This is a genomic window from Siccirubricoccus deserti, assembly GCF_014283215.1.
GTDB classification, from domain to species: Bacteria; Pseudomonadota; Alphaproteobacteria; order Acetobacterales; family Acetobacteraceae; genus Siccirubricoccus; species Siccirubricoccus deserti.
In genome coordinates this window covers 1-26,210 of sequence record NZ_JACOMF010000027.1, presented here as the reverse complement: position 1 = coordinate 26,210, position 26,210 = coordinate 1, and the positions used below count along the sequence as shown (strand labels likewise).

General features: G+C 68.5%; 24 protein-coding genes and 1 pseudogene. 10 read left to right on the top strand and 15 right to left on the bottom strand.

Features of this window, described 5'->3' with window-relative positions; translation table 11 throughout:
* Nucleotides 1-3 precede the first annotated feature (3 nt).
* Nucleotides 4-996 (top strand): tripartite tricarboxylate transporter substrate binding protein, encoded by a 993-nt coding sequence (locus H7965_RS18735; protein ID WP_186772111.1) that lies wholly within the window; start codon nt 4-6, stop codon nt 994-996.
* A gap of 27 nt (nt 997-1,023) precedes the next feature.
* On the opposite strand, the gene H7965_RS18730 is transcribed toward H7965_RS18735, so the two are convergent.
* Complete coding sequence (locus H7965_RS18730) at nt 1,024-1,893, bottom strand: TauD/TfdA dioxygenase family protein (protein WP_186772110.1); 870 nt, start codon at nt 1,891-1,893, stop codon at nt 1,024-1,026.
* Between the two features lie 322 nt (nt 1,894-2,215).
* On the opposite strand from H7965_RS18730, the gene H7965_RS18725 reads away from it, so the two are divergent.
* Nucleotides 2,216-3,268, top strand: coding sequence for a 1-phosphofructokinase family hexose kinase (locus H7965_RS18725; protein WP_229682699.1), 1,053 nt, complete (start codon nt 2,216-2,218; stop codon nt 3,266-3,268).
* Between the two features lie 315 nt (nt 3,269-3,583).
* Here H7965_RS18725 and H7965_RS18720 read toward each other — a convergent pair whose 3' ends face one another.
* The 3 genes from H7965_RS18720 to H7965_RS18710 all read right to left on the bottom strand — a co-directional run bounded on the left by H7965_RS18720 (nt 3,584) and on the right by H7965_RS18710 (nt 5,300).
* On the bottom strand, nt 3,584-3,847 hold the full coding sequence (locus tag H7965_RS18720) for a diguanylate cyclase domain-containing protein (RefSeq protein ID WP_186772109.1): 264 nt from the start codon (nt 3,845-3,847) through the stop codon (nt 3,584-3,586).
* 181 nt (nt 3,848-4,028) lie between these two features.
* The gene (locus H7965_RS18715; RefSeq protein ID WP_186772108.1) at nt 4,029-4,499 is read right to left on the bottom strand and encodes a thioesterase family protein; all 471 of its coding nucleotides are present in this window, start codon (nt 4,497-4,499) and stop codon (nt 4,029-4,031) included.
* A gap of 93 nt (nt 4,500-4,592) precedes the next feature.
* Nucleotides 4,593-5,300: an RraA family protein gene (locus H7965_RS18710; protein ID WP_186772107.1), complete on the bottom strand. Its 708-nt coding sequence runs from the start codon at nt 5,298-5,300 to the stop codon at nt 4,593-4,595.
* Between the two features lie 178 nt (nt 5,301-5,478).
* Between H7965_RS18710 and H7965_RS18705 the strand changes: the two genes are divergently transcribed.
* The 8 genes from H7965_RS18705 to H7965_RS18670 all read left to right on the top strand — a co-directional run bounded on the left by H7965_RS18705 (nt 5,479) and on the right by H7965_RS18670 (nt 15,213).
* Nucleotides 5,479-6,867, top strand: coding sequence for a carbohydrate porin (locus H7965_RS18705; RefSeq protein ID WP_186772106.1), 1,389 nt, complete (start codon nt 5,479-5,481; stop codon nt 6,865-6,867).
* Nucleotides 6,868-7,054: 187 nt separating this feature from the next.
* A complete protein-coding gene (locus H7965_RS18700; RefSeq protein WP_186772105.1) occupies nt 7,055-7,636 on the top strand; it encodes an OmpA family protein in 582 nt (193 codons plus the stop codon).
* 64 nt (nt 7,637-7,700) lie between these two features.
* Nucleotides 7,701-8,342, top strand: a complete 642-nt coding sequence (locus tag H7965_RS18695) for an OmpA family protein (protein WP_186772104.1) — start codon at nt 7,701-7,703, stop codon at nt 8,340-8,342.
* An 8-nt stretch (nt 8,343-8,350) separates the two neighbouring features.
* Entirely contained in the window at nt 8,351-9,355 is a 1,005-nt protein-coding gene (locus H7965_RS18690; protein ID WP_186772103.1) for a hypothetical protein, read from the top strand.
* Nucleotides 9,356-9,708: 353 nt separating this feature from the next.
* Nucleotides 9,709-10,386, top strand: a complete 678-nt coding sequence (locus tag H7965_RS18685) for a DUF599 domain-containing protein (protein WP_186772102.1) — start codon at nt 9,709-9,711, stop codon at nt 10,384-10,386.
* Between the two features lie 201 nt (nt 10,387-10,587).
* Nucleotides 10,588-13,044, top strand: coding sequence for a peroxidase family protein (locus H7965_RS18680; protein WP_186772101.1), 2,457 nt, complete (start codon nt 10,588-10,590; stop codon nt 13,042-13,044).
* 270 nt (nt 13,045-13,314) lie between these two features.
* Nucleotides 13,315-13,857 carry a DUF1003 domain-containing protein gene (locus tag H7965_RS18675; protein WP_186772100.1) on the top strand — a complete coding sequence of 181 codons (543 nt, stop codon included), beginning with the start codon at nt 13,315-13,317 and terminating at the stop codon, nt 13,855-13,857.
* Between the two features lie 693 nt (nt 13,858-14,550).
* Nucleotides 14,551-15,213, top strand: coding sequence for an FMN-binding negative transcriptional regulator (locus H7965_RS18670; RefSeq protein ID WP_261394294.1), 663 nt, complete (start codon nt 14,551-14,553; stop codon nt 15,211-15,213).
* Between the two features lie 85 nt (nt 15,214-15,298).
* Here the strand turns inward: H7965_RS18670 and H7965_RS18665 are convergent, their stop codons facing one another.
* The 11 genes and pseudogenes from H7965_RS18665 to H7965_RS18615 form a co-directional block, all read right to left on the bottom strand.
* Entirely contained in the window at nt 15,299-15,493 is a 195-nt protein-coding gene (locus H7965_RS18665) for a hypothetical protein (protein ID WP_186772099.1), read from the bottom strand.
* 325 nt (nt 15,494-15,818) lie between these two features.
* Nucleotides 15,819-17,096, bottom strand: a complete 1,278-nt coding sequence (arsJ, locus tag H7965_RS18660) for an organoarsenical effux MFS transporter ArsJ (protein ID WP_186772098.1) — start codon at nt 17,094-17,096, stop codon at nt 15,819-15,821.
* 1 nt (nt 17,097) lies between these two features.
* Nucleotides 17,098-18,141 (bottom strand): ArsJ-associated glyceraldehyde-3-phosphate dehydrogenase, encoded by a 1,044-nt coding sequence (locus H7965_RS18655; RefSeq protein ID WP_186772097.1) that lies wholly within the window; start codon nt 18,139-18,141, stop codon nt 17,098-17,100.
* Nucleotides 18,138-18,998: a metalloregulator ArsR/SmtB family transcription factor gene (locus tag H7965_RS18650; RefSeq protein WP_186772096.1), complete on the bottom strand. Its 861-nt coding sequence runs from the start codon at nt 18,996-18,998 to the stop codon at nt 18,138-18,140. The genes H7965_RS18655 and H7965_RS18650 overlap by 4 nt, the downstream gene beginning before the upstream one ends.
* A gap of 156 nt (nt 18,999-19,154) precedes the next feature.
* Nucleotides 19,155-19,319: a hypothetical protein gene (locus H7965_RS18645; protein WP_186772095.1), complete on the bottom strand. Its 165-nt coding sequence runs from the start codon at nt 19,317-19,319 to the stop codon at nt 19,155-19,157.
* A gap of 33 nt (nt 19,320-19,352) precedes the next feature.
* Nucleotides 19,353-20,435: an MFS transporter gene (locus tag H7965_RS18640; protein WP_229682702.1), complete on the bottom strand. Its 1,083-nt coding sequence runs from the start codon at nt 20,433-20,435 to the stop codon at nt 19,353-19,355.
* Nucleotides 20,436-20,559: 124 nt separating this feature from the next.
* Entirely contained in the window at nt 20,560-21,957 is a 1,398-nt protein-coding gene (locus tag H7965_RS18635) for an NAD(P)-binding domain-containing protein (RefSeq protein ID WP_186772094.1), read from the bottom strand.
* Nucleotides 21,958-22,024: 67 nt separating this feature from the next.
* On the bottom strand, nt 22,025-22,423 hold the full coding sequence (locus H7965_RS18630) for a PadR family transcriptional regulator (protein WP_229682700.1): 399 nt from the start codon (nt 22,421-22,423) through the stop codon (nt 22,025-22,027).
* A 260-nt stretch (nt 22,424-22,683) separates the two neighbouring features.
* Nucleotides 22,684-23,228: pseudogene (locus H7965_RS31085) on the bottom strand (IS701 family transposase); the annotation flags it as partial.
* A 217-nt stretch (nt 23,229-23,445) separates the two neighbouring features.
* Nucleotides 23,446-24,639, bottom strand: a complete 1,194-nt coding sequence (locus H7965_RS18620; protein WP_186772092.1) for a sensor histidine kinase — start codon at nt 24,637-24,639, stop codon at nt 23,446-23,448.
* Nucleotides 24,640-24,787: 148 nt separating this feature from the next.
* Entirely contained in the window at nt 24,788-25,582 is a 795-nt protein-coding gene (locus H7965_RS18615; protein WP_186772091.1) for an enoyl-CoA hydratase/isomerase family protein, read from the bottom strand.
* Nucleotides 25,583-26,210 lie beyond the last annotated feature (628 nt).

The following is a 26,210-nucleotide window of genomic DNA, read 5'->3' as shown; positions in this document are numbered from 1 at the left end:
CTGATGGGACCGATCGAGACGCGGCGCCGCGGGCTGCTGGGCATCGGGCTGGGGGCCGGACTCACCGCCGGGCTGGCCCGGCCGGGTCTGATCCCGAAGGCGGTGGCGCAGTCGTCGCGACCGGTTTCGCTGGTGGTGCCCTTCCCGCCCGGCGGCTCCACCGACGTCATGGCCCGGCTGCTGGCGGACCGCATGGGCCCGGCGCTAGGCCAGCCAGTGGTGGTGGAGAACCGCCCAGGCGGCGCCACCGTGGTTGGCGCCGAGGCAGTGGCACGGGCGGCGCCGGATGGCTTCACCGTGCTGGTCAACAGCGGCACCACCCTCACCATCAACCCGCTGCTGATGCGCAACCTCTCCTACAAGATGGAGGATTTCGCGCCGGTCTCGCTGCTCAGCGTGCTGCCCTTCGCGCTGCTGGTGCAGAACCGGCTGCCGGCGACCATCCCGGAATTCGTCGCCCTCGCGAAGTCGCGGCCGGGCGCGCTGAACTACGGCACCAACGGCCCCTCCTCCTTCAACAACATCGCCGCGGTACTGGTCTCCGACGCCCTCGGCATCCGCATGCAGGATGTGACCTACCGCGGCGATGCGCAGCAGCTGGCGGCCTTCCTGGCCGGCACACTGGATGTGCTGATGGTTGGTGGCGCCTCGGCGATCCAGCCGCACCGCAATGGCCAGGGCCGCATCCTTGGCTGGACCGGGGAGAAGCGGATGCCCTTCATGCCGGAGATCCCGACCTTCGACGAAGTGGTGCCGGGCACGGTGGCGCAGACCTATTTCGGGCTGATGGTGCCGGCGCGCACGCCGCGCGCGGCGATCGACCGGCTCTCCACCGCCGCGACCACGGCGTTGCAGGCCCAGGACCTGCGGGAGCGGCTGCTGGCCGAGGGGCAATTCGCCATGGGCACCAACCCGGATGATTTCGCCACCTTCCTGCGGCAGGAGGCCGACCGCTGGCGCCCGGTGCTGCAGAAGATGAATCTGCAGATCGATTAGCGCGGCTCCGTTCATCCGCGCCGCCGGTCAGAACGCCGGCGGCGCCTCCCCCTGCACCTGGGTGCGGTGCATGATGCGCCGGGTCGTGGCGTCGAAGGGGTCGCGCCGGTGCATGGTGCAGCGGTTGTCCCACAGTACCAGGTCACCGACGCGCCAGCGGTGTGCCCAGCAGATCGCCGGGCTGGTGGCATGCGCCCAAAGCGCGTCCAGCAGCGCCTCGCTCTCGGCCAGCGCCAGCCCGTCGATATAGGCCATGCGGCGGCGGCCAAGGTAGAGCATCTCCCGCCCGGTCTCCGGATGGCGGCAGACCAGCGGGTGCAGATGGCCGGGGGCGAGGCGCGGGTCGTCGGTCGGCGTCACCCCGGCGCGGAGAAAGCCGCCGCTGTTGTAGGTGCCGTCATGCTTGACCCGCAGCCCGCGCGCCCGATCCCGCAACGCCGGCGGCAGCCGCTGATAGGCCGCATACATGCTGGCGAAATGGGTGTCGCCGCCGGCCGGCGGGATCTCCAGCGCATAGAGCATTGAGGCCTTGGGCGGCCGCGGCAGATAGGACATGTCGGTGTGCCAGACCGCCTCGCCATTCCCGAGGCTGCCGATCGGCCGGCCCTTCTCGTCCAGCACGTTGGAGACGACGTAGAGCTCCGGCCGGCCGGCATGGATGCTCCGGCCATGCTCCTGCACCGGTGCGTGGTCCAGCGCCCCGAAGCGGCGGCTGAAGCCGATGAGCTCATCCGGGCTCAGCGACTGCTCGCGGAACAGCAGCACGCCGTGGTCCAGCCAAGCCTGGTGGATCGCCGCGAAGCTGGTGTCATCGACCCTGCGCAGGTCGAGGCCGCGCAGCTCGGCCCCCAGGGCGGCGCCGGTCGGCACCAATTCGATGGTCGCAGCCTGGCACATGCCCGCCTCCCCTTGTGCTTGGCGACAGGATAGCCGCTTCCCGGCGGCCGGTGCATGCGGGATTTCAGGTTCCTTCCGTGCGCCACGCGGCAGGATACAGAGCGGGGAGAAGGCGATGCCAGGACGGCGGGATATCACCGCGCTGGCACTTGGCGCATGCTGGCTGGTGGCGGGCTGGCTGGCGCAGCCGGCGACAGCCTTGGTGCTGCGCCAGCCAGGGCATGGCGCCGGTGGGCGGCAACGCCAGGGAGTTCGCCATGGTGCTGGCGCGTGACCTGCCACGCTGGGCGCGGGTGATCCGGGAAATAGAGATCCCAGCGGATTGGGTCGGGCGGTAGGCAGCCGGCGATCGCGGTTCCATCCACCCGCCGCCTCGGCTAATCTTGGGCGCTGCGGCGCAGCAGGCCGCCCCCAGCGCCGGAGCCGCCCACTGTCCAGTCAGCCCGCGTCCAGCCGCATCGTCACCCTGACGCTGAACCCGAGCCTCGACATCGCCAGCGACGCCGATGCCATCGTCGCGCTGCGCAAGGTCCGCACCCGCAACGAGCGCTTCGACCCCGGTGGCGGCGGCATCAACGTCTCCCGTGTGGTGCAGACGCTGGGCGGGGAGACGCTGGCGATCATCGCCGCCGGCGGCCTGCCCGGGGCGCTGCTGGAACAGATGCTGGAGGCGCAGGCGGTGCCTCACCGCACCGTCGGGATCGCCGGCTGGACCCGCATGGCGCATACGGTGAACGACCTCTCGACCCGCCGCGAGTTCCGCTTTGTCCCCGAGGGCCCGGAGCTGACAGAGGCGGAATGGCGCGCTGTGCTGGCGGCGATGGAAGCCGAGCCCGGCGACTGGGTGGTCGGCAGCGGCAGCCTGCCGCTCGGCGTGCCGGCCGAGTTCTACGTCCATGCAGCCGAGCTGGCACGGCGGCAGGGAAGGCATTTCGTGCTGGATACCTCAGGGGCGCCGCTGAAGGCGGCGCTCGGCCATGGGCTGGCGCTGATCAAGCCGAGCCGCGGCGAGTTCGAGGCGCTGGTCGGCCGGCCACTCGGCACGCCGCGGGCGCTGAACGAGGCGGCGCTGGCGATGGTGCGCAGCGGCGCCGCTGGCATGGTGGTGGTCTCGCTCGGCCAGCAGGGCGCCTTGCTGGCGACGCCGGAGGCGGTCACCCGGCTGCCGGCGCTGGATGTGCCGGTGGTGGGCGCCGTCGGCGCCGGCGACAGCCTGGTGGCCGGGATGGTGCTGGCGCTGGCGCGAGGCGAGAGCCCGAAGGAAGCCTTCGCCTGGGGCATGGCGACCGGCGCTGCGGCGGTGATGCAGCCCGGCACCGCCCGCCCACGGCCGGAGGATGTGGCGATGCTCAGGGCGCGGATCGGCGCGGTCTGATCCCACGGCGCGCCCGCCGCGCCGGCATCCATCCGGTGGGCCGATGACCGGCCCTGCCGAACTCAGACGCCGTTCCGCCGGACATCATGCTGCGGTTCCTCCCTTCCGCTTGGCCCGGTAGAGCGCCGGCCGGCGGCATTGGCCAGGTCCGTATAATCGGGGTGACCGTGAAAGGTCGCCACGCCGACCAACAGGGTGACCCGCGGCTTCTTCCCATCCGCCGGCCGGAGTGGCCTGGCCACCATCTGCCGGCGGATGCGCTCGGCGGCCTCCAGCGTCCTAGCGGGACCGGTCTCCACCAGGAACTCCCCCGCCCTAGCGGAAGACGAAATCGCCTACCCGGCAGGCATCCAGGATGGTCTCGGCGACCCGCTTTCGTACGATATCGCCGCCGGCATAGCCGTAGCGATCGTTCATTGCCTTGACGTGACCCGCATCGGTCATCAGCGGGCTGAGGGCAGCGCCCGCGCGTGCCGACAGCGCCACCTCGCGGCTCAGTGCGATCGCACCCGGGAGGAGCCCGGTCGGCAGATACTTGATCTCGCTGATCTTCGCCTGCAGCCAGAGGCGATGCGCCACGGGCGATGGCGTCGCAGAATGCTCGCGACAACCGAGTAGTACGCGTCGGGACAAGCCTCTTCAGCACGCACCAAAATCAGGCGGTAGATCCAAGACCGGCCCGCGCTACAAACATTCTGCTTCAGCGTGCAATGTCTGATATTGGCTTGAGTGGAGGAAGGAGGCCACCGAAGGTCGTCCGTCAGTCCCGCCGCTTCAGCGCCAGCCGTCGTGCCGGCCGCCCGGTGCAGACCTCGGCAAAGCGCGCCAGCACCTCCGCCGGCCAGCTGGTCACCCGCCGCACCCCGAGGTCGATGCAGAGGTAGAGCACCTCGTTCTCCGCCGCGAGCCAGCCCTCGGTCGCATGGTACATCCGGTGCACCGCCAGCAGCCGCTTGGCATCATAGGCCAGCACCTCGTTGGTGCAGGACAGCGGCATACCCTCATGCAGCTCGCGCACGTAGTTCACCCAGGTTTCGGCGGCGAAGGTGCCGAGGCCCTGGACCCGGAACGGCGCGCCAAGCCCGAGCTTCGGCCAGAGCTGGTCGGTCGCCATGTCGAAGACCGCCAGGTAGAAGGCCATGTTCATGTGGCCGTTGTTGTCGACCCAATCGGGACGGACCACCGCCAGGGGCGGGCCGCCCGGCGGGGTGGCCAAGGCATCGTCGGGCATGCGCAGTCGGTCTCCGGCAGCAGTCCCGCCCCTCATCGCCCGAAACGCCGGCCGAAGCCAGATGTGCTGCCGGGATTGGACGACCGGCGCCCCTCAGTGGATCTCGTCGGAGCGCGACAGCGCATCCTTCAGCTTGCCGATGTCGAAATCATCGCGCTTCGCCATCTCCAGGATCACCGCCTCGCGCCGGGTGCAGAGGTCGATGGCGGCGGGCAGCTGGCGCACCGCCTCGGCCGGGATCACCACCGCGCCATGCCGGTCGGCATGGATCACGTCGTCATGCATCACCGGCATGCCATGGACGATCACGTCGCGGCCGAAATCCACCATGTGAACATGCGCATGGCTCGGGTTGATCATGCCGCCGATGATCTGGAAGCCCGGCGCCAGCATGTCGATGTCGCGGAACGACCCGCTGGTGACGCAGCCGAGGCAGCCAAGGCCCTTGTGGACATTGCTGTTCACCTCGCCCCAGAAGGCGCCGAAGCCCGGCGTTTCGTCCAGATCCTCGATCACCGCAATGGTCGGCAGATCGGCGTCGGCGACATATTCGTACCAGCCGACGCGCGCCGCCTTGTCCTCTTCCCGCGACCGGCCGGAGGGCGCCGCGGCGCGGATCTGCCCGGTGCGGGCCAGGCCGCAGATCGGCGGCAGGGAGGGGTCGGCAGCGACAAAGGGCTGCAGGGTGAAGCCGCGGCCGCGCCGGGCCGGCATCACCAGTTCCATCGCGTTGCAGATGGTCGGCGTATCCCAACGCCGCAGCAGTTCCAGATCGGCACGGGTGAAGCTGCGCTCGGTCATGGCAAGGAACCTCCCGGGTTTCGCGGCAGCATCCGGGAGGCAGGTCCGGCGGTCAATTGTCCTGCGCTGGGCAACCGCGGGTGAAGCTTTCGCGTCACCCTCCGCCGGTGTCCCTGGCAGGGTTGCGGAGGCCCGGCGCTTCGATTAGCGGCAGGGCGCGAACAGCGGGCGAGGGCATATGCGGAAGACGCTTCTGGCGGCCGGCCTCGCCTCCCTCGCGATGCTGCCCCCGGTCGCCGGCCCGGCCACGGCACAGGGCTATGGCAGCGCCGCCGTCGCCAATGTCGGCCCGCCCGAGGATGCGCTGTTCCCTGGCCTCGCCGCCTTGCAGGACCGGCTGGAGGAGCAGGGCTGGATGCTGCGCGGCCAAGCCACCTTCGTGCTGCAGGGCCACCCCGGCTTCCGCTCGCCCTATCGCGGCGAGGGCAGCCTGGCGCCGAAGGCGAATGCGCGAAACACGCTCTCGACCGACCTGATCCTCGGCCGCCAGCTCTGGCCAGGGGCGGAGGTGGTGGTCGACGCCTCGGTTACCCGCGGCTTCGGCCTCTCCAATTCCACCGGCGTGGCAAGCTACCCGAACAACGAGGCGTTCCGGCTGGGCAGCACCGAGCCCAGTTTCTTCGTCCCGCGCGCCTTCTTCCGCCAGACCATCGCGCTCTCCGCCGACAGCATCGAGGATGCCGACCCGCTGCGCTTCGGCACCACCCGGCCGCGCGAGCGGCTGACCATCACCCTCGGCAAATTCTCGGTCTGGGATATCTTCGACGACAACCTCTACGCCCATGACGCCCGCACCCAATTCCTGAGTTGGGGGCTGGTCGGCGCCGGCGCCTTCGACTTCGCCGCCGACGGCCGCGGCTGGACCGAGGGCGCCGCCGTCGAATGGGAGGATGGGCGCTGGGGCATCCGGCTCGGCGCCTTCCGGGTGGCGCGGCAGGCCAATGGGCTGTTCCTCGACCCTGCGGTGACCCGCGGCTTCCAGGCAATCATCCAACTCGACAGGTTCTGGAGCCTGGGTGGCCGGCCGGGGGCGCTGCGCGGCCTCTACGGCCTGTCCCGCACCCGGCAGTCGCGGTGGGAGGAATTGCCGCCCGACGGCACCGCCCCCTTCGCCATCAACCCGCAAGGCTACCGGAACAAGCACATGCTGGCGGCGAACCTCGAGCAGGAAGTGGCCGATGGTGTCGGCGTCTTCGCCCGGTTGTCCTGGAACGACGGGCGGACGCAGAATTGGATGTTCACCGAAATGGACCGCGCCGTCTCCGCCGGGCTCGCCTTCGACGGCAAGCGCTGGGACCGCCCCGGCGATACGGTAGGCGTTGGCTTCAACCTCGCCTGGATCTCGGCCGGACGGCGGCGCTACCTGGAGGCTGGCGGCATCGGCTTCATCACCGGCGACGGCCGCCTGTCCTATGCCCCGGAGGCGGCCATGGAGGCCTATTACGACGTCCGGCTCGGCCCCGGACTGAATGCCGCCGCCAATCTCCAGCTGGTGGTGAACCCGGCTTACAACGCCGACCGCGGGCCGGTGCCGGTCTTCGGGCTGCGGCTGCATTCGGCATTCTGAAGCCAAGGCACCCGGCGCATGGATGATCCGGGTTTCCTCACTCAAAACCCCGTGAGCATATGTCCGGGCCAGCCGTTTTGAGACGCTTCCTCAGCTTTATCCCGCTACCGAGAGTTGTGTAGCCAAGCACGCCATATACGTAACGAGCAGGCTCAGCTAGATTGCACCCAGCCTCGGAGGTCTCGCCATGTCGCCAGCGTCCCGCGCCTTTCTTCGTCTCTGCGGCCTTGCCCTGGCTGTTTCGCCGCTACTGCTCACCCCGCCGGCCGCTGCGCAGCGCGGCAGCGACCCAAGCGTGAATCAGCTGATCGACCAGCTGCGGCCCGGCCAGGGCACCCGCGGAATTCGCCTCCCGAGCGAGGCGCCGCCACCGGCAGCCAACCCGGCCGTCGCCGCATCCCGCACCGCGCCGACCGAGCTGCCTGCGGCATCGCTGCGGGTGCAATTCGCCACCGGCTCGGCCAATCTCACTCCGGCCGCTGAGCGGACGCTGGAGACGCTGGGCCGCGCCCTGACCTCGAACGATCTGCAGCAATTCCGATTTCGAATCGAAGGCCATACCGATACGATGGGCGATGCTGAGGTCAATCGCACCCTGTCCGAGCGACGCGCCCTGACGGTGCGGGACTTCCTGGTCACCCGCTTCGGCGTGGCGGCGGCGCGGCTGGAGCCGGTCGGGCTCGGTGAGGCGCAGCCTCTGGTCGCGACCGGGGACGAGGTCGCGGAGGCCCGCAACCGGCGCGTGCAGATTGTCAATATTGGTGGTTGATCGCGCCCTGGTTTCAGGACCCTTTCTCCCTGATATGCTGATCCCGTTCCTGAGGAGACCCTTGATGGTGCGCCTGACGATGTTTCTTGGCGCGGTTGCCTTGGTCGCGGCTACCACCGCGCCAGGCCCGGCAGCGGCGCAGAGCGATCTGGCGGCACAGTCGCTGATCGACCGTCTCCGTCCGAGTGCCGCTTCCAGCAGCCGGGGGATCCGAGTCCAAGGCGAGGCAGCGACACCCTCCACCCCGGCCGCGCCGGCGCCGGTCTGGCGCCCCGCCGCGGCCGTGCCGGCGCCGCAGGCCGCAGCCCGGACCACGGCCGCACCGCCCGCGCAGCCGCGAGAGACAACCACGGATGCACCTTCCGTCTCCATTACCGTCACCTTCGCCAGCGGCTCATCCGCGCTGACGCCAGAGGCGGAGCGTGCGCTGGCACCGCTCGGCCGCGCCCTGGCCTCGCCCGAACTTGCCCCCTATCGCTTCCGTATCGAGGGCCATACCGACACCGTTGGCGATGCCGCGGTGAACCAAGCGCTGTCCGAGCGCCGTGCGGCTGCGGTGCGCCAGCATCTGTCGCGGGTCTATAATGTCGATGCCGGCCGGCTGGTCGCCATCGGCTTCGGCTCCAGCCAGTTGCTGGTGCAGACCCCGCCGCAGGTGGCCGACCCGCGCAACCGTCGCGTCCAGGTGGTGAACATCGGCAACTGACAGCGCCGATGTCGGAAGATCAGGACGCCACCGTCCGGCTGACGCCGGCGGCACAGGCCGCCGCGCCCGCTACCCCGGCCGGGGCGAAGGCGATCTCAACCGCCGGGCAGGGCCTGCCGAGGACCGGCCTCGCCGTCTGCGCGGCGGTGCTGGCGCTGTCTTGCATCGCCGCTTGGCTCCTCCTCGTCTCGCCAGCGCCCAAGCGGCCGCAGGACGTGCAGCCCGTGGTGCCGGAACTGCCGACGGCGCCAGTGGCAGCGCTGCCGTACAAGGTCGCGCCGATGCTGGATGAGGCCGGCATCCTCGCCCTGCAGCCGGAGCAGCCGATCATGCTGCGGCTGCAGTCCAACCCTGCCATCTTCGTCCTGCTCTTCACCGACCTCGATCAGCAGGGCGCCGCGCTCAACCGCGTAGCGGCGCTGATCGAGAAGCGCGGGCTGCCGCGCGACCGGCTATTGACCGATGCCGAACTGGCGGCGGCGATCGCCGCCTCCGGCGATACCCCTGCCACCTGGTTCTTCGGCCATGACTACCGCGCCAGCGATCTCGGCCGCTTCTTCAGCTTCGCCCTGCGCGACGGGGTGCCGCTGAACGAGGCGGAGCTCTGGGTCCGTGACCGGCTGCGCGACGCCCTGGCGCAATCCAAACCAGGCGGGGCAGTGGCGCTGGTCTCCGTCGCCAATGCCGGGCCGCAGATGGATGCGACCATGCGGGCGGTCATCCTGCGGCATGAAGTGGCGCATGGGCATTACTTCACCCTGCCCGGCTTCGCCGCCCATGTGCACATGGTCTGGCACGACCGTTTCTCGGACGCCGACCGGGTGGCCTTTACCACGCTGTTCGCCCGCGAGGGCTATGATACGACGAACGCCGAGCTGATGGCCAATGAGGCCATGGCCTATATGCTGTTCACCCCGGACCCGCGCATCTTCAACGCCGGCATGGTAGGCATGACGGAGCCGCAGTTGGACCGGCTGCGCGAGCTGATGCGCCTGGGGCTGCCGTTGCCCTGAGCGGCGCCTTTCACGGTGAAGCCGGAACGGCTGAAGCCCATCACACCGGACCCATCCGCCGGAGGTGGCAAGCGCGCCTCCCGTGAAGGCCGGAGTTGGCCGGCTGCGTCGTGGCGCGATCCCGCTCCGGAGCAGGTTCAGGTCGACCGTACCGGATCAGTCTCAAACCCGTGCTCTGGAAGCGTCCCGGTCTGGAGCAGCTATTTCCGCAGGCCACCGATGGTCTGGGTGACACTCCTCTCCTGCGGGCCTGGCGTTCGTCCGCACGCCGGCCCGCCTTAGCCTGTCGCTTGCAGAGAGGTTCACGCGCCGGAGCGCTCACGCCTCGCCGCGATCCGCTCTAACCTGTCGCAATGCGCTCCCTCACCTCCCTTGACTGGCTGGCCCTGGCCGTCTTCGCCGCTTCCTGGGTCGGCTACACGCTGGTGGTCGATAAGCTGCCGGTGCTGCACCGCCGCAGCGTCATCGCCGCCATGGATGCGCATCGTCGCCGCTGGATGCACACCATGATGAAGCGGGACAACCGCATCATGGACACCCAGATCATCGGCAATCTGATGAACAGCACCTCCTTCCTCGCCAACACTGCCATTTTCATCCTCGGCGGTCTGGTGGCGATGATGGGCAGCCCGGAGTTGGGCGCCTTGGTCTTCAGTGCCCTGCCCTTCGCCACCACGCCCGACCCAGCCGCCTGGGAGATGAAGATCGCCCTGCTGCTGCTGATCTTCGTCCGCGCCTTCTTCGAGCTGACCTGGGCACTCCGCCAGTTCAACTACTGCTCCATCGTCATGGGCGGCGTCGCGCATGACCCGGCCGATGCTTCCCGCGAATTCCAGGCGGAGATGGCAGCGAAGGTCGCCAACCGCGCGGCGCGGCATTTCAACACAGGGCTGCGTGCCTACTACTTCGGCTTGGCCGCACTCGCCTGGATCCTGCATCCGCTCGCCCTTATCGCAGCCACCCTGCTCGTGGTCTGGGAATTGTACCGGCGCGAGTTTCGCTCCGAAGTCCGGTCGGCACTCATAGGTTGATATTTCCGATCGAAATTTGACCAGATTTCGCCATCACAAATTATGCGGCATTGAAGGCAATGAATATATATTCATTATCTGGATCAATATTTTTTTAAAATCACCGCTTCGTTATATATATTTATAATATTTGCTGATTTTGTAGACGAAGAGCGTCCGCTAACAGGCTTCTTGATAGCTTGCCGCAACAAGGATGCCAGGATGCTCTTCAGAACCATCGATGGATTGGACAACGACCTGGACGCCCCAGGCGAGAACGCCGCGAGCACCGTCCACTCCCGCATCGGCCCGGCGAATTACGCCGATGGACTCTCGGTGCCGGTCGAAGGCCCCAATGCGCGCATCATCAGCAACCAGGTCGTCGGCGAGGGCGACGCCGCCGTGGCGAACGAACAGAGCCTTTCGGGCATGATGTATGCCTGGGGTCAGTTCATCGACCACGACCTCACCCGCGCCGCCACCGACCGCTCCTCCGCCTTCAACATCACCAACCCGGAGGGTGACCCGATCTTCGGTGATGGCGCCTCCATCGCCATGAACCGCGCCAGGCACGCAGAAGGCAGCGGCGCCGGCACCGACACTCCGGCGGCCACGGTGAACGCTGTCACCGGCTGGCTCGACGGCTCAATGATTTATGGCTCGGACCCCGTCACCGCCACGGCGCTGCGCCTGGCCGACGGGCGCATGGCGACCTCCGAGGGCGACAACCTGCCGATCGTCGGCGGCGGCTTCATGGCCGGCGACGTGCGGGTGATGGAGAAACCCTCCCTCACCGCGCTGCAGACCATCTTCGTCCGCGAGCATAATTGGCAGGTGGGGCGGCTGGCCGCGACCGACCCGTCGCTGACCGGCGACGAGCTGTATGAGATGGCCCGCGCCATCGTCACTGCCGAGATCGCCCACATCACCTACAGCGAATTCCTGCCGCGTCTGCTGGGGGCGGACGCGATCACCAACTACACCGGCTATGATTCCAGCATCGATGCCCGGCTGAGCACCGAGTTCACCAGCGTGGCCTATCGCTGGGGTCATTCCACCGTCCCGGCGGTGACCGAGCGGAAGGACGAACAGGGCAGGGTCACCGGGCCGGAGCTGACCCTGCGTGACACCTTCTTCCTGACCCCCGAATCCTTCGCCGCACATGGTGGGGCGGACGGTTTCCTGCGCCACCTCGGTGCCGACGTATCGCAGGCGATGGATGTTCGTATTGTCGAGGACCTGCGCAATTTCCCGTTCGACCCGCCGGTCGGCCAGGATCTCGCGGCCATCAACATCCAGCGCGGCCGCGATCTCGGCCTCGGCACGCTGAACCAGACCCGGGTGTCGCTCGGCCTTGAGGCCTATACCGATTTCGGCCAGATCACCTCGGATGCAGCCACCGTCACGGCGCTGCGCGCCACCTATGCGTTGGTCGACCAGATCGACCTCCGGACTGGCGGCCTGGCCGAGGAGGCGCGCGGCGAGGCCCTTATCGGCGAGACCTTCGCCCGTATCGTCGCCGACCAGTTCATCGCGCTGCGCGACGGCGACCGCTTCTGGTACCAGAATCAGGGTTTCGACCCCACAACGCTGGCGATGATCGAGGGCACCAAGCTCAGCGACATCATCCTGCGCAACACCGATACCCAGCACCTGCAGGCAGATGCGTTCCTCGCCTATGAGCGCCGGGCACCGGACGCCGTTCAAGAGGATCCGGACAACCCACAGCTGATCGTCGGCGGCGCTGCCGACGAGACGCTGGTCGGCGGCGACCACGACGACATACTGGTGAGCGGCGGCGGCGCCAGTTGGATGCAGGGTGGGGCCGGGAACGACCTCTACAAGGTCGAAAGCCTGCTGGACCTGGTGTACGAGGCGCCTGGCGGCGGCTACGACACGGTTATCTCCAAAGCCGGCTTCTATCTGTACCCGGAGATCGAGGCCTTGATCCTGGCACCGGAGGCAGGCGACGCCTTCGGCTACGGCAATGATCTCGACAACACCATCACCGGCAATGACGGCGACAATCTGCTGATCGGTGGCGACGGCGCGGATACGCTGATCGGTGGCGTCGGCAACGATACGCTATTCGGCCAGGACGGCGATGACTTTCTCTACGCCGGCACCGGCATCGACACGCTGGCGGGCGGGAGTGGCGACGACCGCTATTTCGTCGACGGCATGGAGGATCTCATCTTCGAAGCGCTGGACGGCGGCGACGATCTGGTCAACACCCTGGTCGGTCCCGGCTTCGAGAACGCCTACTATCTCTATGCCGGAATCGAGGGTCTGCGGCTGCTTGGCAACGCCGACAGCTGGGGCTCCGGCAACGATCTCGACAACTACATCGAAGGCAACAGTGGCGACAACTGGCTGTTCGGCGGCGCGGGCAACGACACGCTGGACGGCGCCGGCGATTGGGACGTGTTGTTCGGCGATGTCGGAGCGGATACCTTCGTCTTCCGTCCCGTTGCCGCCGTCGACACTATCTGTGACTTCAACCCGGGCGAGGATCTGATCCTACTGTCAGGTCTCGGCTTCTCGAGCTTCGCCATGGTGCAGGCGGCGATGTTCGAGATTGACGGTACCACCGCCATCAATCTCGGCGGCGAGGATATGGTGGTGATCTACAAGGTGGCGATCGCCGACTTCAGCGCGCAGGACTTCGCCTTCGCCTAACAACACGCGGTCCGGCGGAGCCGGCAGGATCGAACGTCAGCCACGTTCAGCCGCGAGGGGGAGGGTACGCCCCCCTCGGCAGCACCGCTTGTACGGCGCCACCGGATGGCCCTCCGCATCGGCTGCCACATCTCCGACGCGAAGGGCCGCGGTACTCCGCCTGCCAGGAACCAAAGCTACCGCGACCCATTATCCACCCGCCGGACGAAGCAGCACACCAGGGTAACCCTCGCCTCCCGCCGGCGGATCGTGCCCCGAGGATTGCTCTCCATGGAAAATGCGACGCCGACCCTACCGCCGCCGCAACCGGATGACCTGAACAGCGCCCTGAGGCGCAACATCCAGGCCTTGGAGGACCGCCGCAGGCATGAGGCTGCCACGGCGTCAACGGAAGCGCGGATTGCCGAAGCAATTACCCGCTTCACCGGAAGCATGCGGTTCGTGTACCTGCATCTCGCACTCTATGGCAGCTGGATCCTGGTCAACCTAGGCCTCGTGCCCGGCCTGCCCCGCTTTGATCCAACCTTCGTCGTGCTGGCAATGGCGGCATCGGTGGAGGCAATCTTCCTTTCTACCTTCGTGCTGATCAGCCAGAACCGAATGGCGGCAGCGGCAGACAAGCGGGCCGACCTTGACCTGCACATCAGCCTCCTCACGGAGCACGAGCTGACGAGGCTGGTGGCGCTTGTCACCGCCCTTGCCGAGCAAGCCGGGGTCAAGGCAAACGCCGACCCCGAGATCGGCGAGATCAAGAAGGATGTTGCCCCGGAAGCGGTGCTCGATGAAATCGAGACGAAGCGAGGAGCCAGCTAAGCGGATCCCGAAAGGCTGGCGACCTGGTACGGAAACGACATGCCTTCCCAACCGCACCCTTGGCATTCAATGGTGGATGGCGCCCGAAGAGGGGCATATCTCATGGGCGCATCCCTGCCCTCACCAACGCAATGTTGGCCGTGCCGGCGGCGGGAATGTCCTCCCGGCGGCGCGCTTGGAGGGCCAGGGTTCGGGAAGCAGCCGGTGCAGCTCGACCGGCACCAGCGGTAGCATCCAGCCGGACCGGCACCATGCCTCGACCAGTCGGGAGCCATAGAGACGGCACCCCCTGCCGATGGCAGCATGGTCTATCCGGCCGGTGACCTCACGGATGCGCGGTAGGTGACGGCGCGCTCCACGGCTTGATCAACCGCCCCTAAGTATCGTCTGTTGCTTGCGGACCGCGTCGCCCTGCCAGGGCGCGCAGCCTATTCTTTCCCGCGCGGAGCAGTGCGGCTTAGGGAGGGGTAAGCGCAGCTATGTTTGCCTCACGGTCAGTGCATCCCGAGTGGCCGAATGGGGCACTCCATCCTGAGCCCATTGATATCTGATGTGACGCGCTGGTGTCCTGGACTGCGGCAAGGCGCTGATTTTTCGATAGTCCTGGCCCCGCCCCGGCCATCAATCCCCACTTGCTTCAAGCGTGGCTGAGCCCAGCGCGGGGCTGTCCAGCGTTCCGGGATATTGCAAGGGATGGGGCGCTTCCGGCAGGTTGGCGCCATGTACAACCCGCCTGCCTTCCGGGAAGACCGGCCCGAGATCCTGCATGCGCTGATCCGGCAAGCGCGCCTCGCCCTGCTGCTGTCGAATGGCAGCGGTGGTGTGCCAGACGTCACCCATCTGCCGCTGACGCTGGATGCCGAGGCCGGTGTCCTGATCGGCCATATGGCGCGCGCCAACCCGCATTGGCAGGCGCTGCGCGAAGCCGGGCGCGCCATTGCGGTGTTCCGTGGGGCGGAGGCCTATGTCTCACCCAATTGGTATCCTTCCAAGGCGGAGCACCACCGGGTGGTGCCCACCTGGAACTACGAGGCGGTGCATGCCGAAGGGCCGGTCGAGATCATCGAGGAGGCTGCCCGGCTGCACGCCATCGTCAGTGCGCTGACGGCGGAGAAGGAAGCCGTGCAGCCCAGGCCGTGGGCGGTGACCGACGCGCCGGCGGATTTCATCGCCAGTCAGCTGAAGGGCATTGTCGGGCTGGTGCTGCGGATCGAGCGGCTGACGGGCAAGCGGAAGCTGAGCCAGAACCGGGCCGAGCCGGACCGCGCCGGCGCGGTGGCCGGGCTGGCCGCGAGCGAGGATCCGCGGGACCGGGCAACGGCAGCGGCGATGCGGTCGGTGGTGGAGGGGCGATAAGGGGCCAGGCGGAACGCTAACGGCTCTCCCGGCGATCGCAGTCCAGGGCCGTGCTGCGCCCCGCCTTCTTTGCCCGGCCTTTCGGCTATCCGCCCTGGCGCTTCGAATCCTGCTCGGTCCGGGCGGCCGCGGTTTCGGTCTGCTCCCGCATATCATTCGGCCGGCCTTTCGGCGCTGCCTCGCCCGCCGCCTTGGCCGAACCGGCCTCACCGGAGGCGCCTGGCGACTTCTCCTCCGGCTTCCAGCCGGGCTCCCCAGTGCCCTTCTTCTCCTCGGCCATGCTATCCTCCTTCGGTCCGGCAGCGGAACGCCAGCCATGCCGGAGGGTTCCGGCGCAGCGGGCCGGCGAGAGCGCTGAAAGGCCGCCGCACCCGTAACCGCGCTTGTAACCGCATAGGATGCCAACCGGCACAGTGGCGCCCGCGCCGGCCATTGGCCTGCTGACCGTGCCGCACGCGGAGGCCGTGCCTAGGCTGGAGGGACCGCAAACGGGAACGGCACGACCGCATTCCCGCGACCATACCACCCGGCACCCAGACCTATCCCGTGTGACGAGGTGTTCTACGATTCTTCGCCTGTCACGCCGACCGACACGGAGCGGCCGGTCATTCGCCCCGTCTTGGCGAGCTCGCCGTGGCTGAGGTGGAGCTGGGTTGTCCTAAGGGCAGGGCCAGGGTCAATGCCCAGCACGCGGTCAGCATCGCCGCCGAGCCGATCAGGCATGCGCCGAGCCCCCCCCAGGCGTAGAGTAAGCCGGACAAAAGGGTCCCCCCGAAGCGGCCGGCCGCATTGGCGGCATAGTAGAAGCCCACATCCTCGGCCGCCTTCTCGCTGCCGGCATAGGCCAGCACCAGATAGGAATGGACCGAGGAATTCATCGCGAAGGCCACGCCGAACAGGCACAGCCCAATCGGGACGATGATGTCGGGCCGTGGTGCGCCCGCCACGATCAGCATCGCCAGCAGCGCCGGCACGATCGCCAGACCGAGCGACCAGGCGCACGCCGCCGGCACTTCTGCCGAGAGCCCGTCGGCGCTCTTGCGCACGAAGGCCGGTGCCGCCGCCTGGACCGCACCGTAGCCGATGGTCCAGATCGCCAGGAAGCCGCCAACCATCGTGAACGTCCAGCCTGAGGCGTAAAGGAAGACCGGCAGCCCCACCACGAACCACACGTCGCGCGCGCCGAACAGGAACACCCGCGCCGCAGCCAGGAGGTTCACGCCGCGGTTCCTGACGAAGAATTCCCTGGCGGTCTTCGAGGCCTTGGCCCGTCCCATCAGGGGTGGCAGCGACAGCATGACCGCGAACAGGATCGCAGCAAGTACCGCCGCCATCGCCCAGAGCGCACCCCTGAAACCAAGCGCTTCCAGCAGCAGGCCTCCGAGGAAGAAGCCGAAGCCCTTCATCGCATTCTTGCTGCCGGTGAAGAAGGCGACCCAGCGGAACAGCCGACCAGAGGCATTGCCCGCCGTCAGCTTGATCGCGGATTTGCTCGCCGTCTTGGTCAGGTCCTTGGCGACGCCGCAGATGCCCTGCGCCGTCACCACCCAAGCAACGGAGAGCGCCGCGCTCCAGTCGGGCGAGACGGCGGAGAGCACGAGGAAGCCGAAGACCTGCGTGGTGAGCCCCACCGCGAGCATCCGCGCGATGCCGAAGCGCGTGGCGAGCCAGCCGCCGATCAGGTTGGCGCCGATCCCCGCCGCCTCATACAGCAGGAACAGCAGCGCCAGCGTGAAGGGGCTGTAGCCAAGGCGGTAGAAGTGCAGCAGCACCAGCATCCGCAGCGCGCCGTCCGTCAGCGTGAAGCCCCAGTAGGCAGCGGTGACGATGGCGTAGTTGCGCGTCCCGGACGCTGAGCCGGAGGCGGTCGCGGCGCTGCTCATCTCAGATCCCGACCTCCGCCATGTGACAGGCCAGGTCGAGAATGCGGCAGGCATAGCCCATCTCGTTGTCGTACCAGGCATAGACCTTCAGCAGCGTGCCGTCGGTGACCATGGTGGAGAGCGCGTCCACGACCGCGCTTCGGGTGTCGCGGGCGTAATCGGCTGAGACCAGCGGCCGGGTCTCATAGCCCAGGATGCCGGCGAGCGGTCCGGCGGCGGCGGCGGCGAACAATGCGTTGACTTCCTCGGCCGAGGTTTCCCGCCGCATCTCGAACACGCAGTCGGTGAGCGAGGCGTTCAGCACCGGGGCGCGCACCGCATGGCCGTTCAGCTTGCCCTTCAACTCGGGATAAATCACGGCGATGGCGGTGGCGCTGCCGGTCGTGGTCGGCTGCAGAGACAGCATGGCGGAGCGGGCGCGGCGCAGGTCCTTGTGCGGGGCGTCGACCACCACGTTGGTGTTCGTCGGATCATGGATGGTGGTGATCTGGCCGTGACGGATGCCGATAGCCTCGTGCACCACCTTCACCACCGGGGCGAGACAGTTGGTCGTGCAGGAGGCGGCGGTCACGATGCGGTGCCGCTCCGGGTCGTAGAGCCTCTCGTTCACGCCGACCACGACGTTGAGCACGCCGTCGAACTTCACGGGTGCGGCGACGATGACCCGCTTGGCGCCGCGTCCCAGATGGCCGGCAAGCACCTCCGGCGTCAGGAACTTGCCGGTGCATTCCAGCACCACATCGACGCCCAGCTCGCCCCAGGGGATGTCGCCAGGCTTGTCATGCTCCGAATAGGTCATGCGGTGGTCGCCGATGCGGATGGCGTCGTTGCCCTCCGCCGCGATCGGCGCGCGCCAGCGGCCCTGCACGCTGTCGAACTCCAGCAAATGCGCGATGGCGGGGGCACCGCCCTTGATTTCGTTCAGGTGCACGACCTGTAGCCGGTTGCCGGCGCGCGGATCCTCAGCCTGGCGCTCGGCGGCACCCATCGCCGCGCGCAGCGCCAGCCGCCCGATGCGGCCCATGCCGGAGATGCCGACCCTCATGCCCGCAGCACCGCATGCGGGTCGGCGAGTTCGTCGACGCGCGCCTTCAGCGCCATGCGGTCCAGCGAGGCGAAGGGCAGGCTGGTGAATGCTTCCAGCCGGCGGCGCAGGCCGGCATAGACCTCGTTCAACAGCGTTCCGCGCTCTGCCAGGCTGCCACTGAACTTCGCCGGGTCCGGCAGCGGCCAGGCGCCGGTGATCACCGTCGTGCCGAAATCGGGGCAGATCTGGCCGTGCAGCGTGTCGCAGAGCGTCAGGACGAAATCCATCTTCGGCGCCGCCGGGCCGGTGTACTCGTTCCAGGACTTCGACCGCAGTCCGGACACGTCGTGGCCCAGCGTCTTCAGCAGCGACATCACCTCGGGCAGCGGTCCTGCCGGCGAAGGGTCGGAACCGGCGGAGAAGGCCGCGAAGCGCCCTGGTGCAAGCTTCGTCATGATCGCTTCGGCCATGATGGAGCGCGCCGAATTGTGCGTACAGAGGAACAGCACGCTGAAGGCCGGCTGCTGCATGGTGGTGTTCTCCCGTGTGAAGGTGTCGAGCATCCGCCCCAGGTCGCCGCAGCGCTCCGGTTCGCCGCCGCAGCAGGCCTCGGCGAGGAAGGCCAGCAGGGCGCGCAGGCGCGCGAACTGCACCGCGTAGATCAGGCTGCGGCCCTGCCGGGTCGCCGCGATCAACCCAGCCTGGTCCAGCGCCCGCAGATGGAAGGACAAGGTGGAGGGCGGCACGCCCAACCGGCCGGCAACCTCGCCGGCGGCCAGGCCGCTCGGCCCGGCATCCAGCAGGATGCGCAACAGGTCGAGCCGGGTGCCCTGACCGAGGGCAGCGAAGGCGAAAGCTGCTTGGTCGGTTTCCATGATTTTAGTTTAATCGAATTGTCAGGGCGTGGTTGTGATACTTCGATGACGTCCCGGGATCAGCCCACGCGGTCGCTCACGCCTGCACGGTCGCGGCGGGAGCGGAGCCAGGGAACCAGCGGCGCTCCAGCCGAAGCACGACGCCGGCCAGCGAGCTCAGCACAAGGACCTGATCACCGTGGCGAAAGTAGCCGGGGAGGCCAGGCCGAAGGCGGCAATAGCCACCGCGATGGCCATCTCGAAGATGTTCGATGCCGCGGCGAGGGCGATGGCAGTGGTGCCGAAGGAAACCTGCACGACGCGCCCCTCCAGCCCGGCCACCGGGCGGCGGTCACGCTGACCGGCCTGACAATCCTACGCCGCCTTGGCCGGCAAGCTTGAGCGGGCGGCCGGGCGCAACAGCAGCAGGGCGAGGAGGGCCAGCAGAGAGCAGGCCGTGGTCAGCATGAGGGCTGCCCGCACCCCCGTGCTTTCCAGCATCAGGCCGAACAGGAAGGGCGAGGCGGCCTGCAGCAGGCGCGCCGGCGCGCCGAGCAAGCCCTGCCGCGCGCCATAGCCGCCCGGCCCGAAAACCGCCAGCGGCAGCGTGCCCTTGGCGATGGTGAGCACACCAGTGCCCATGCCGTGCAGAACGGCGAAGGCCGCCGCCGCAGGTCCGCCGAACAGGGCGAGCGCGGCCACCCCCAAGGGATGGCCCAGCGTGGCAAGACGCGCCGAGACCAGCGGATGGACGTGCCGCACCAGCCCGAACTCGGCGAGGCGCGCCGCCGCCTGCGCCGGCCCGATCAGCGCCGCGGCCCCGATCGCCAGCGCCGGCGTGGCGCCGGCGGCCTGGAGAAGCTGCGGCAGATGCGCCGCCATTGCGCCGGTGACGAACCATGGACCAGCGAAGGCGACGGCCAGCAGCGGCATGGCGAAGCGGGGCGGTGGCCGATCCTCGGCCAAGCCTTGCACGGCGGCACGCTCGGGCGGCGGTGCTGACGGCACCAGCAACCGGTTCAGCGGCAGGCCGAGCAGCAGGTGCAGCCCCGCCCAGCCCAGGCAGGCGCCACGCCAGCCGAAGCCATCCTCCATGAGCGCCGAGAGCGGCCAGCCGACCGTGCTGGCAAAGCCCGCGAGCAGCGTGATGCCGGTGATCGGCCCCCGCGCCGCGCGGCCATAGAGGCCGGCAAGGGTGGCGAAGGCCGCATCATAGAGGCCCATGGCCATGCCGACCCCCAGCACAAGCCAGCCAGCGACCATGACTGCCGGCCCGGGCGCTGCAGCCAGCAGCACCAGCCCCGCGGCGAGCACGAGGTTGGAGATCACCAGCACGCTGCGGCCGCCGCGGCGATCGATGGCGCGACCAACCGCCGGCCCGAGCAGCGCCGACAGCACCAGCGCGGCCGAGAAGGCGCCGAACATCCAGGAGGTCGGAATGCCGAGGTCCCGCGCCATCGGCACGGCGAGGACCGCCGGCACGTATTAGGAGGAGGCCCAGGCCAGGGTCTGCGCCGCGCCGAGCGCGAGCACGACCCGGGTGCTGCCTGGTGGGGCCGGGCTGCTGGTCATGCGTCAAGCCTCAATTGCAGCATCCCTTGGCCGGCGGTGCCGTCGCCGCGGTGGCAGGGCCACAGCAGGGGGCGGAGGCGGCAAGCGCCGGCTTCGGTGGGCAACAGACGCCTTGCGGCGTCTCGGCAGTGCAACAGGCCTCCTCGGCGCTTGCCAAGGTCGTCGCGCAGACGCCGGTCTCAGGCAGTTCGAGCCGCACCTCGCGCGCTGCCACCCAATCGCCCGCCAGGGCCGCGGCGATGCTGCGCACCTGCTCATGCCCGGTCGCCATCAGGAAGGTCGGTGCGCGGCCGTAGCTCTTCATGCCGGCGATCCAGAAGCCGGCCTCCGGGTGACGCAGTTCCGCCTCACCATGCGGTCTGACGGTTCCGCAGGAATGCAGGTTGGGGTCGATCAGTGGCGCCAGGGCAGGCGTTGCCTCCACCGCTGGGTCGAGGGTGAGCCGGATCTCGCGCAGATAGGACAGGTCCGGGCGGAAGCCGGCGGCGACGATGATGCGGTCCGCCTGCACCGTGGCCGCGCGTTCACCCTGTCGGCCGGAGATGGCCAGCGCCGAGCCTTCGGCCGTGATGCGGTCGATCACGAATGGCGCAAGCGCTGTCACCGCGCCACTCCCGACGAGCGCCTGCGCGCGGACACCGAGCGAGCCGCGCGCCGCCAAGGCATCGCGCGCGCCGCCGCCGAAGCTCACCGCGCTCAGCGGCCGGCGGAAGGCCCACAGGATGCGGCCTCCCGGCGCCGACTTCGCTAGCTCGACCAGATCGAGCACGGCGTTCATTGCCGAGTGACCGGCGCCGACCACCAGCGTGGTCGCGCCCGCATAGGTGGCGCGGGCGGCGCCGAGCACGTCCGGGATGCCATAGGCGATCCGCTCGGCATGGGCGGCCTCGCCAAGGGCCGGCATGCCATGCGCACCGGCCGGGTTCGGCGCCTGCCAGGTGCCGGCGCAATCGATCACGGCCCGGGCTTCGATCGCCTGGCTGCCATCGGCTGAGGCGATGTGCAGTACGAAGGATGCGGCGTCGCGTCCCTGGCCGTCATGGAGGCGGCCATGGTCGCGGCGGGCGACACCGACAACTCTGGCACCCGTGCGAATCCGGCCACGCAGCGCGGCGCTGGCGGCGAGCGGGGCGAGGTAATCGGCCACCAGCTCCGCGCCGGTCGGGTAGCCATCGGCGTCCGGCGCCACCCAGCCCTCGGCGTCCAGCAGGGTTCTGGCGGCGGAGTCGATGTTGTAGCGCCAGGGCGAGAACATTCTGACATGGCCCCAGGCGCGCACCGCATGTCCCACTTCGGGCCCGGCTTCGAGCACCAGCGGCTCCAGTCCACGGGACAGCAGCTGGGCGGCGGCGGCAAGGCCGATCGGACCCGCACCAATGATGGCAACCGGTAGCGTGTTCATGCTCATGGCATTGCTCTCCGATGCATAGATGATTGATGTATTTGGCCGAACCGATAAATCCGCAGGCCGCGCATCAGCAGCAGCCCTTCTCGGCCTTGGCGCGATCGGCGGCAGCGAAGGCGCGGCCGGTGTCCTGCAAGGCCGTGGTCGCTTCCATCCACGCCTCCAGCGCGACACGGAAGGCGGCACGCCCAGCATCGGTCAGTGCGTAGACACGCCGCTGGCGACCCTGGACCACCTCCTCGGTGGCGGTGACGAAGCCGCCGGCCTCGAACTCCCGCAGCACCGGGTAGATCGTCCCTTCAGTGGGCGAGCAGCAGCCGCCGGTCGCCCGCTCAACGGCCCGAGCGACGTCGTAGCCGTGCATCGGTCCGTCATGCAGGACGCGCAGGATGAAAAACTTGCTGAGGCCCATCTTGATCGTGCCGGCCCAGTAGTGGCGGGAGGCGTAGTCGATGGGAGGCGGGGGCACCGTCCGGGGCTCACGGGATGCTGGTTGTCGGGGCGCTCGCATGGGCGCATACTTATACCTCAAGGGTTGAGGCATCAAGGGGTACCAGCCTCAACGGATTTGCATCGCTCCCGCGTTCTGCGCGGCCAGAGTGCCATCCGCCGGCAGCGCGCCGTGGTCGGACAGGAGGTGGAGCGTCACCGCCCATTTCGCATCCAGGCGGCAACCCGGGCGATGGTACCAAACAGCATACGTGCTACCACGACCTGGGCGGTCTGAAGTCAGGTGGTGGCCTGAGTTTGCACTGGCAGTGCGGTTACCCGATTGGCGAGGTTGGCGAACAGGCGCGTCATGATGGCACGGCGTACTGCAGACTGGGCGATGGTGGTGGTCCTGGAACTTGGCGCAACATTTTCCCCCAGCCCCGTCGGGCGCTGACCGGCGAGGCGGAGGTGCTGCAGATACGCGAAGGCGATGCAGGTCATCAGCGCATGCCGATGCAGGCCGGTCCAGGACCGCCCGTCGAAGTGGCTCAGGCCCAGCTCCTGCTTCAGCTGCTGACGCGCCGGCTCGCAGGCCCAGCGGCTTTTGATGGCCGAGGCCAGAGCCCGCAGCGAGCTCCGCGGCGGCAGGTTGGGCAGGTCGCAGTTGCGCTCCCCACTCGGGCGCTATTCGCCTAGCAGCCAAACCTCGTCGCTTGGCAAGTGGCGGTTGTTGGCCCAGCCTGCCCCGTCGCCGACCCGGATGCGCCTCGTCGTGAACCGTGCCGTGAGCGGGCATTAGTGCCCTGCCGCCAAGTGACCCGGTGCCAGGGCAACTCGGCCAAGCCCAAAGGCAACGCAAAGCAAACTCAACAGTGCCCAGGTAGTGCTAAAGCGGATTGCAGGGTGGCGCGAACGCTCTTGGGCGTGAATCCGCTTTGCAACCACAGGCTACAGTGGCTTGCGTCCAGACCTGAACGCCAACCGCTGTGGGGCGGTGTCACGACGACCAGCGCCCGCCCGGGTCGGATGACCGATCCAGGGCCAGCTGGCTTCGCCGCCTCATCCGAGTTCCGCCGCCGGAAAGCGGACCGTCACTTCGGTTCCCGGTTGCCGTTCCCGCTGCTCGACCGTGCCGCCCAGCTGCTGCGCCAACGCGCGGATGAGCCGTGTCCCCGTGCCGCCGCCTTCGGCCCTGGTGCCGACCCCGTCATCCGTCACCTGCAGCGAAAGCCATCCGTCATCCTCACCGGACAGCCGGACCGAGACGGTACCGGCCCGGTCACCCGGGAAGGCGTGGCGCAGCGCATTTGTAACAAGCTCGTTGACGATCAGCCCGACCGCGACGGCCTGCGTCACGCCGAGGGTGACGTCATCGACCGATACCCTGAGCGCCACGGGACGCAGCTCTATCAATGTCGGCCGCAGATCAGCGCAGAGCGCGTTGAGGAAGCCGCGCATTTCGACCAACAAGGCGGCATCGGTGCTTGGGCCGAGGTGCAGCCGTTCATGCACGCGGGCCAGGACCCGAAGTCGTCCGGCCGCATCCTCCAGCAAGGGGCGCACGCGGGCATCAGCCATACGCCTGCCTTCAGCGCTGAGGATGCCGGCGATCGCGTGCAGGCTGTTCTTGAGACGATGGTTGATGTCAACGAGCAGGACGGCCTTCTGCGCATCCGAGGCGGCCAGGCGCTGGTTCGCCTCGGCCAGATCATTCACCGTGGCGCGGGCGATCGCCACTGTGAAGGCGGCCACCATGCAGAGGATGACGAAGGCGGTGAAGGCCACCAGCCCATCGGCCAGCAGGAACACGCCACCACCGCGCGGCTCGACAAAGAACCAGAATGCGCAAATGCCGCTGAGCAGCGTGGCGACAGAGCCAGCCCCCCATCCGAACAGCAGGGCCGCCAGGAGAATCGCGCAGTAGAAGGTCAGGAATGGATATCGGTAGATGTCCTCCAAGGCGAGCCGCAGCGCCAATGCGGCCAGCACAAGCAGGATGGTGATGGCGTACTGTGCCCAGGCAGGCATCCGTTGTGCCGGGCGCAACCAGCGGACCAGGTTCACGAAGGCACGCTCCATGAACGCTGCATCATTCGGCAGGCCCGTCTTCACGCGCGCCTCCATCGCGGGCCGGAAGGCCGGCCCGGTGAAGGCGTAACGACGGAGCAGCTTGGGCGTTGCGTTACGGCGATGAAGAGGAGAACGAAATGGCGCGCACTCTCCAATACTGAGTAATCTTGCCATTCGTTGCATCCACAGGTTGTGGATCCTGCCACCTGGGGCTGGCGGCTTCGATCAACCCAACCCGTTGCCGGGTCACGCTTCCAACGGGCCTGATCACGGCGTTTGGTGTGAACGACTACCCCTACCTGCGGTCGGTCAGGACGTCATGAGACGGGTATTACCCCACCCAGTTCGGCTTCCGCTTCGCCTTGAAGGCCGCGATCCCTTCCGTCGCCTCGGCGCTGGAGGCGGTGCGGGCGAAGGCGGCGGCGCCGGCTTCGGCATAGCCCTCCGGCGCGATCGGGCCGAGCGCGGCCAGCAGCCCCTTGGTCTCCGCCAGCGCCCGTGGCGCCCCTTCCAGCACCGCGGCGATGGTCGCCTGCACTTGCCGCTCCAGCGCCGTGGCATCCACCACCACCTGATGCATCAGGCCGATCCGCGCCGCCTCTGCCGCATCGATCACCCCGGCTTCCAGCACCAGCCGGGTCACCGCGGTACGCCCGGCGCGACGTGCCAGCCAGGGCAGGATCTGCGCCGGCACCAGGCCGCGCCGCACCTCGGGCGCGGCGAAGCGCGCGGTCGCGGTGGCGACGGCGATATCGGCCGCGCAGGCGAAGCCGAGGCCGCCGGCGTGACAGCTTCCTTCCACCGCGGCGATAACCACCTGCGGCAGCGCCGAGATATCGGCGAAGCGCTGGCCGGTGCGGCGGTTGCGCACGGTCTGCCGGGCGAGCTTCTGCTCCGGCGTCTCGTCGCTTGCCACCTCGGTCAGGTCGAGGCCGGCGCAGAAATGGCCGCCGGCTCCGCCGATCACCAGCACCCGCGCGGTAGCATCGGCGGCGAGTTCCGCCAGCAGCGCATCCCAGGCCGCACCCATGGCGGTGCTGAGCGCGTTGCGGCGCTCCGGCCGGTTCATGGTGGCGCGCACCACCGGGCCTTCGCGGGTTACCAGCAGCGGGTCGTGATCGGCCATGGGGTTCCTCCGGTGTCTTGCCGCGCGCGTGCGGCATGGCCGGGGTCATACCAGCGGCCCGGACCCTTGCCATCCGCGCATGCACGGCGGCCGGGCGATGGCCCATCTCACCCCAGCAGGGCCGCCAGAGCCAGGTCGCCGGCGCGACTCCGGCACCGGCCACTCCGGGCGCCAGCGGCACGGCGGCGCCATCCTTGGTAGCGACCCACCCCTAGGTCAGACCCAGGGTGAAGATGAAGACGGCGGCCCTCGAACATCCGGCGGACGGCGGCCTGGTGGCGGCGCCGATTCTCCTCCAGCAGCAGCCGACGCAACCCGGCAGCGGCCGGCCCGGTGCATCCGGCCACTCTGCGGCTGAAACCAGAACCGGGATCCGGCCAGGCTACCGTTGACGCGATCCGGTCCTGATGGCGCCTACCGCCTCGCCCTTAATGGAGAGCAACAGGCAAAATTGTGGGCTGGAACACCTGCCAGGCAGAACACCACAGATTTTCTTGAGGAGGGGATGATGGCTCCGGCGGTTGGATTCGAACCAACGACCAACGGATTAACAGGAAGAACGGCATGGGAGAGCGGGGCTCCCGCAGCCCAGAATCGGCGCGTCTTCAATGTCTTGCGAGTTCGATCT

Bases quoted from the DNA above. Each gene is read 5' to 3' on its own strand.
- H7965_RS18715 (WP_186772108.1), bottom strand. From the start codon at position 4,499: ATGCCCGACGATGCCTTGGCCACCCCGCCGGGCGGCCCGCCCCTGGCG.
- H7965_RS18690 (WP_186772103.1), top strand. From the start codon at position 8,351: ATGTCGGAAGATCAGGACGCCACCGTCCGGCTGACGCCGGCGGCACAG.
- H7965_RS18705 (WP_186772106.1), top strand. From the start codon at position 5,479: ATGCGGAAGACGCTTCTGGCGGCCGGCCTCGCCTCCCTCGCGATGCTG.
- H7965_RS18655 (WP_186772097.1), bottom strand. From the start codon at position 18,141: ATGAGGGTCGGCATCTCCGGCATGGGCCGCATCGGGCGGCTGGCGCTG.
- H7965_RS18665 (WP_186772099.1), bottom strand. From the start codon at position 15,493: ATGGCCGAGGAGAAGAAGGGCACTGGGGAGCCCGGCTGGAAGCCGGAG.
- H7965_RS18640 (WP_229682702.1), bottom strand. From the start codon at position 20,435: ATGGCGCGGGACCTCGGCATTCCGACCTCCTGGATGTTCGGCGCCTTC.
- arsJ (WP_186772098.1), bottom strand. From the start codon at position 17,096: ATGAGCAGCGCCGCGACCGCCTCCGGCTCAGCGTCCGGGACGCGCAAC.
- H7965_RS18735 (WP_186772111.1), top strand. From the start codon at position 4: ATGGGACCGATCGAGACGCGGCGCCGCGGGCTGCTGGGCATCGGGCTG.
- H7965_RS18695 (WP_186772104.1), top strand. From the start codon at position 7,701: ATGGTGCGCCTGACGATGTTTCTTGGCGCGGTTGCCTTGGTCGCGGCT.
- H7965_RS18710 (WP_186772107.1), bottom strand. From the start codon at position 5,300: ATGACCGAGCGCAGCTTCACCCGTGCCGATCTGGAACTGCTGCGGCGT.
- H7965_RS18685 (WP_186772102.1), top strand. From the start codon at position 9,709: ATGCGCTCCCTCACCTCCCTTGACTGGCTGGCCCTGGCCGTCTTCGCC.
- H7965_RS18635 (WP_186772094.1), bottom strand. From the start codon at position 21,957: ATGAGCATGAACACGCTACCGGTTGCCATCATTGGTGCGGGTCCGATC.
- H7965_RS18730 (WP_186772110.1), bottom strand. From the start codon at position 1,893: ATGTGCCAGGCTGCGACCATCGAATTGGTGCCGACCGGCGCCGCCCTG.
- H7965_RS18670 (WP_261394294.1), top strand. From the start codon at position 14,551: ATGGGGCGCTTCCGGCAGGTTGGCGCCATGTACAACCCGCCTGCCTTC.
- H7965_RS18650 (WP_186772096.1), bottom strand. From the start codon at position 18,998: ATGGAAACCGACCAAGCAGCTTTCGCCTTCGCTGCCCTCGGTCAGGGC.
- H7965_RS18680 (WP_186772101.1), top strand. From the start codon at position 10,588: ATGCTCTTCAGAACCATCGATGGATTGGACAACGACCTGGACGCCCCA.
- H7965_RS18620 (WP_186772092.1), bottom strand. From the start codon at position 24,639: ATGCAACGAATGGCAAGATTACTCAGTATTGGAGAGTGCGCGCCATTT.
- H7965_RS18700 (WP_186772105.1), top strand. From the start codon at position 7,055: ATGTCGCCAGCGTCCCGCGCCTTTCTTCGTCTCTGCGGCCTTGCCCTG.
- H7965_RS18675 (WP_186772100.1), top strand. From the start codon at position 13,315: ATGGAAAATGCGACGCCGACCCTACCGCCGCCGCAACCGGATGACCTG.
- H7965_RS18615 (WP_186772091.1), bottom strand. From the start codon at position 25,582: ATGGCCGATCACGACCCGCTGCTGGTAACCCGCGAAGGCCCGGTGGTG.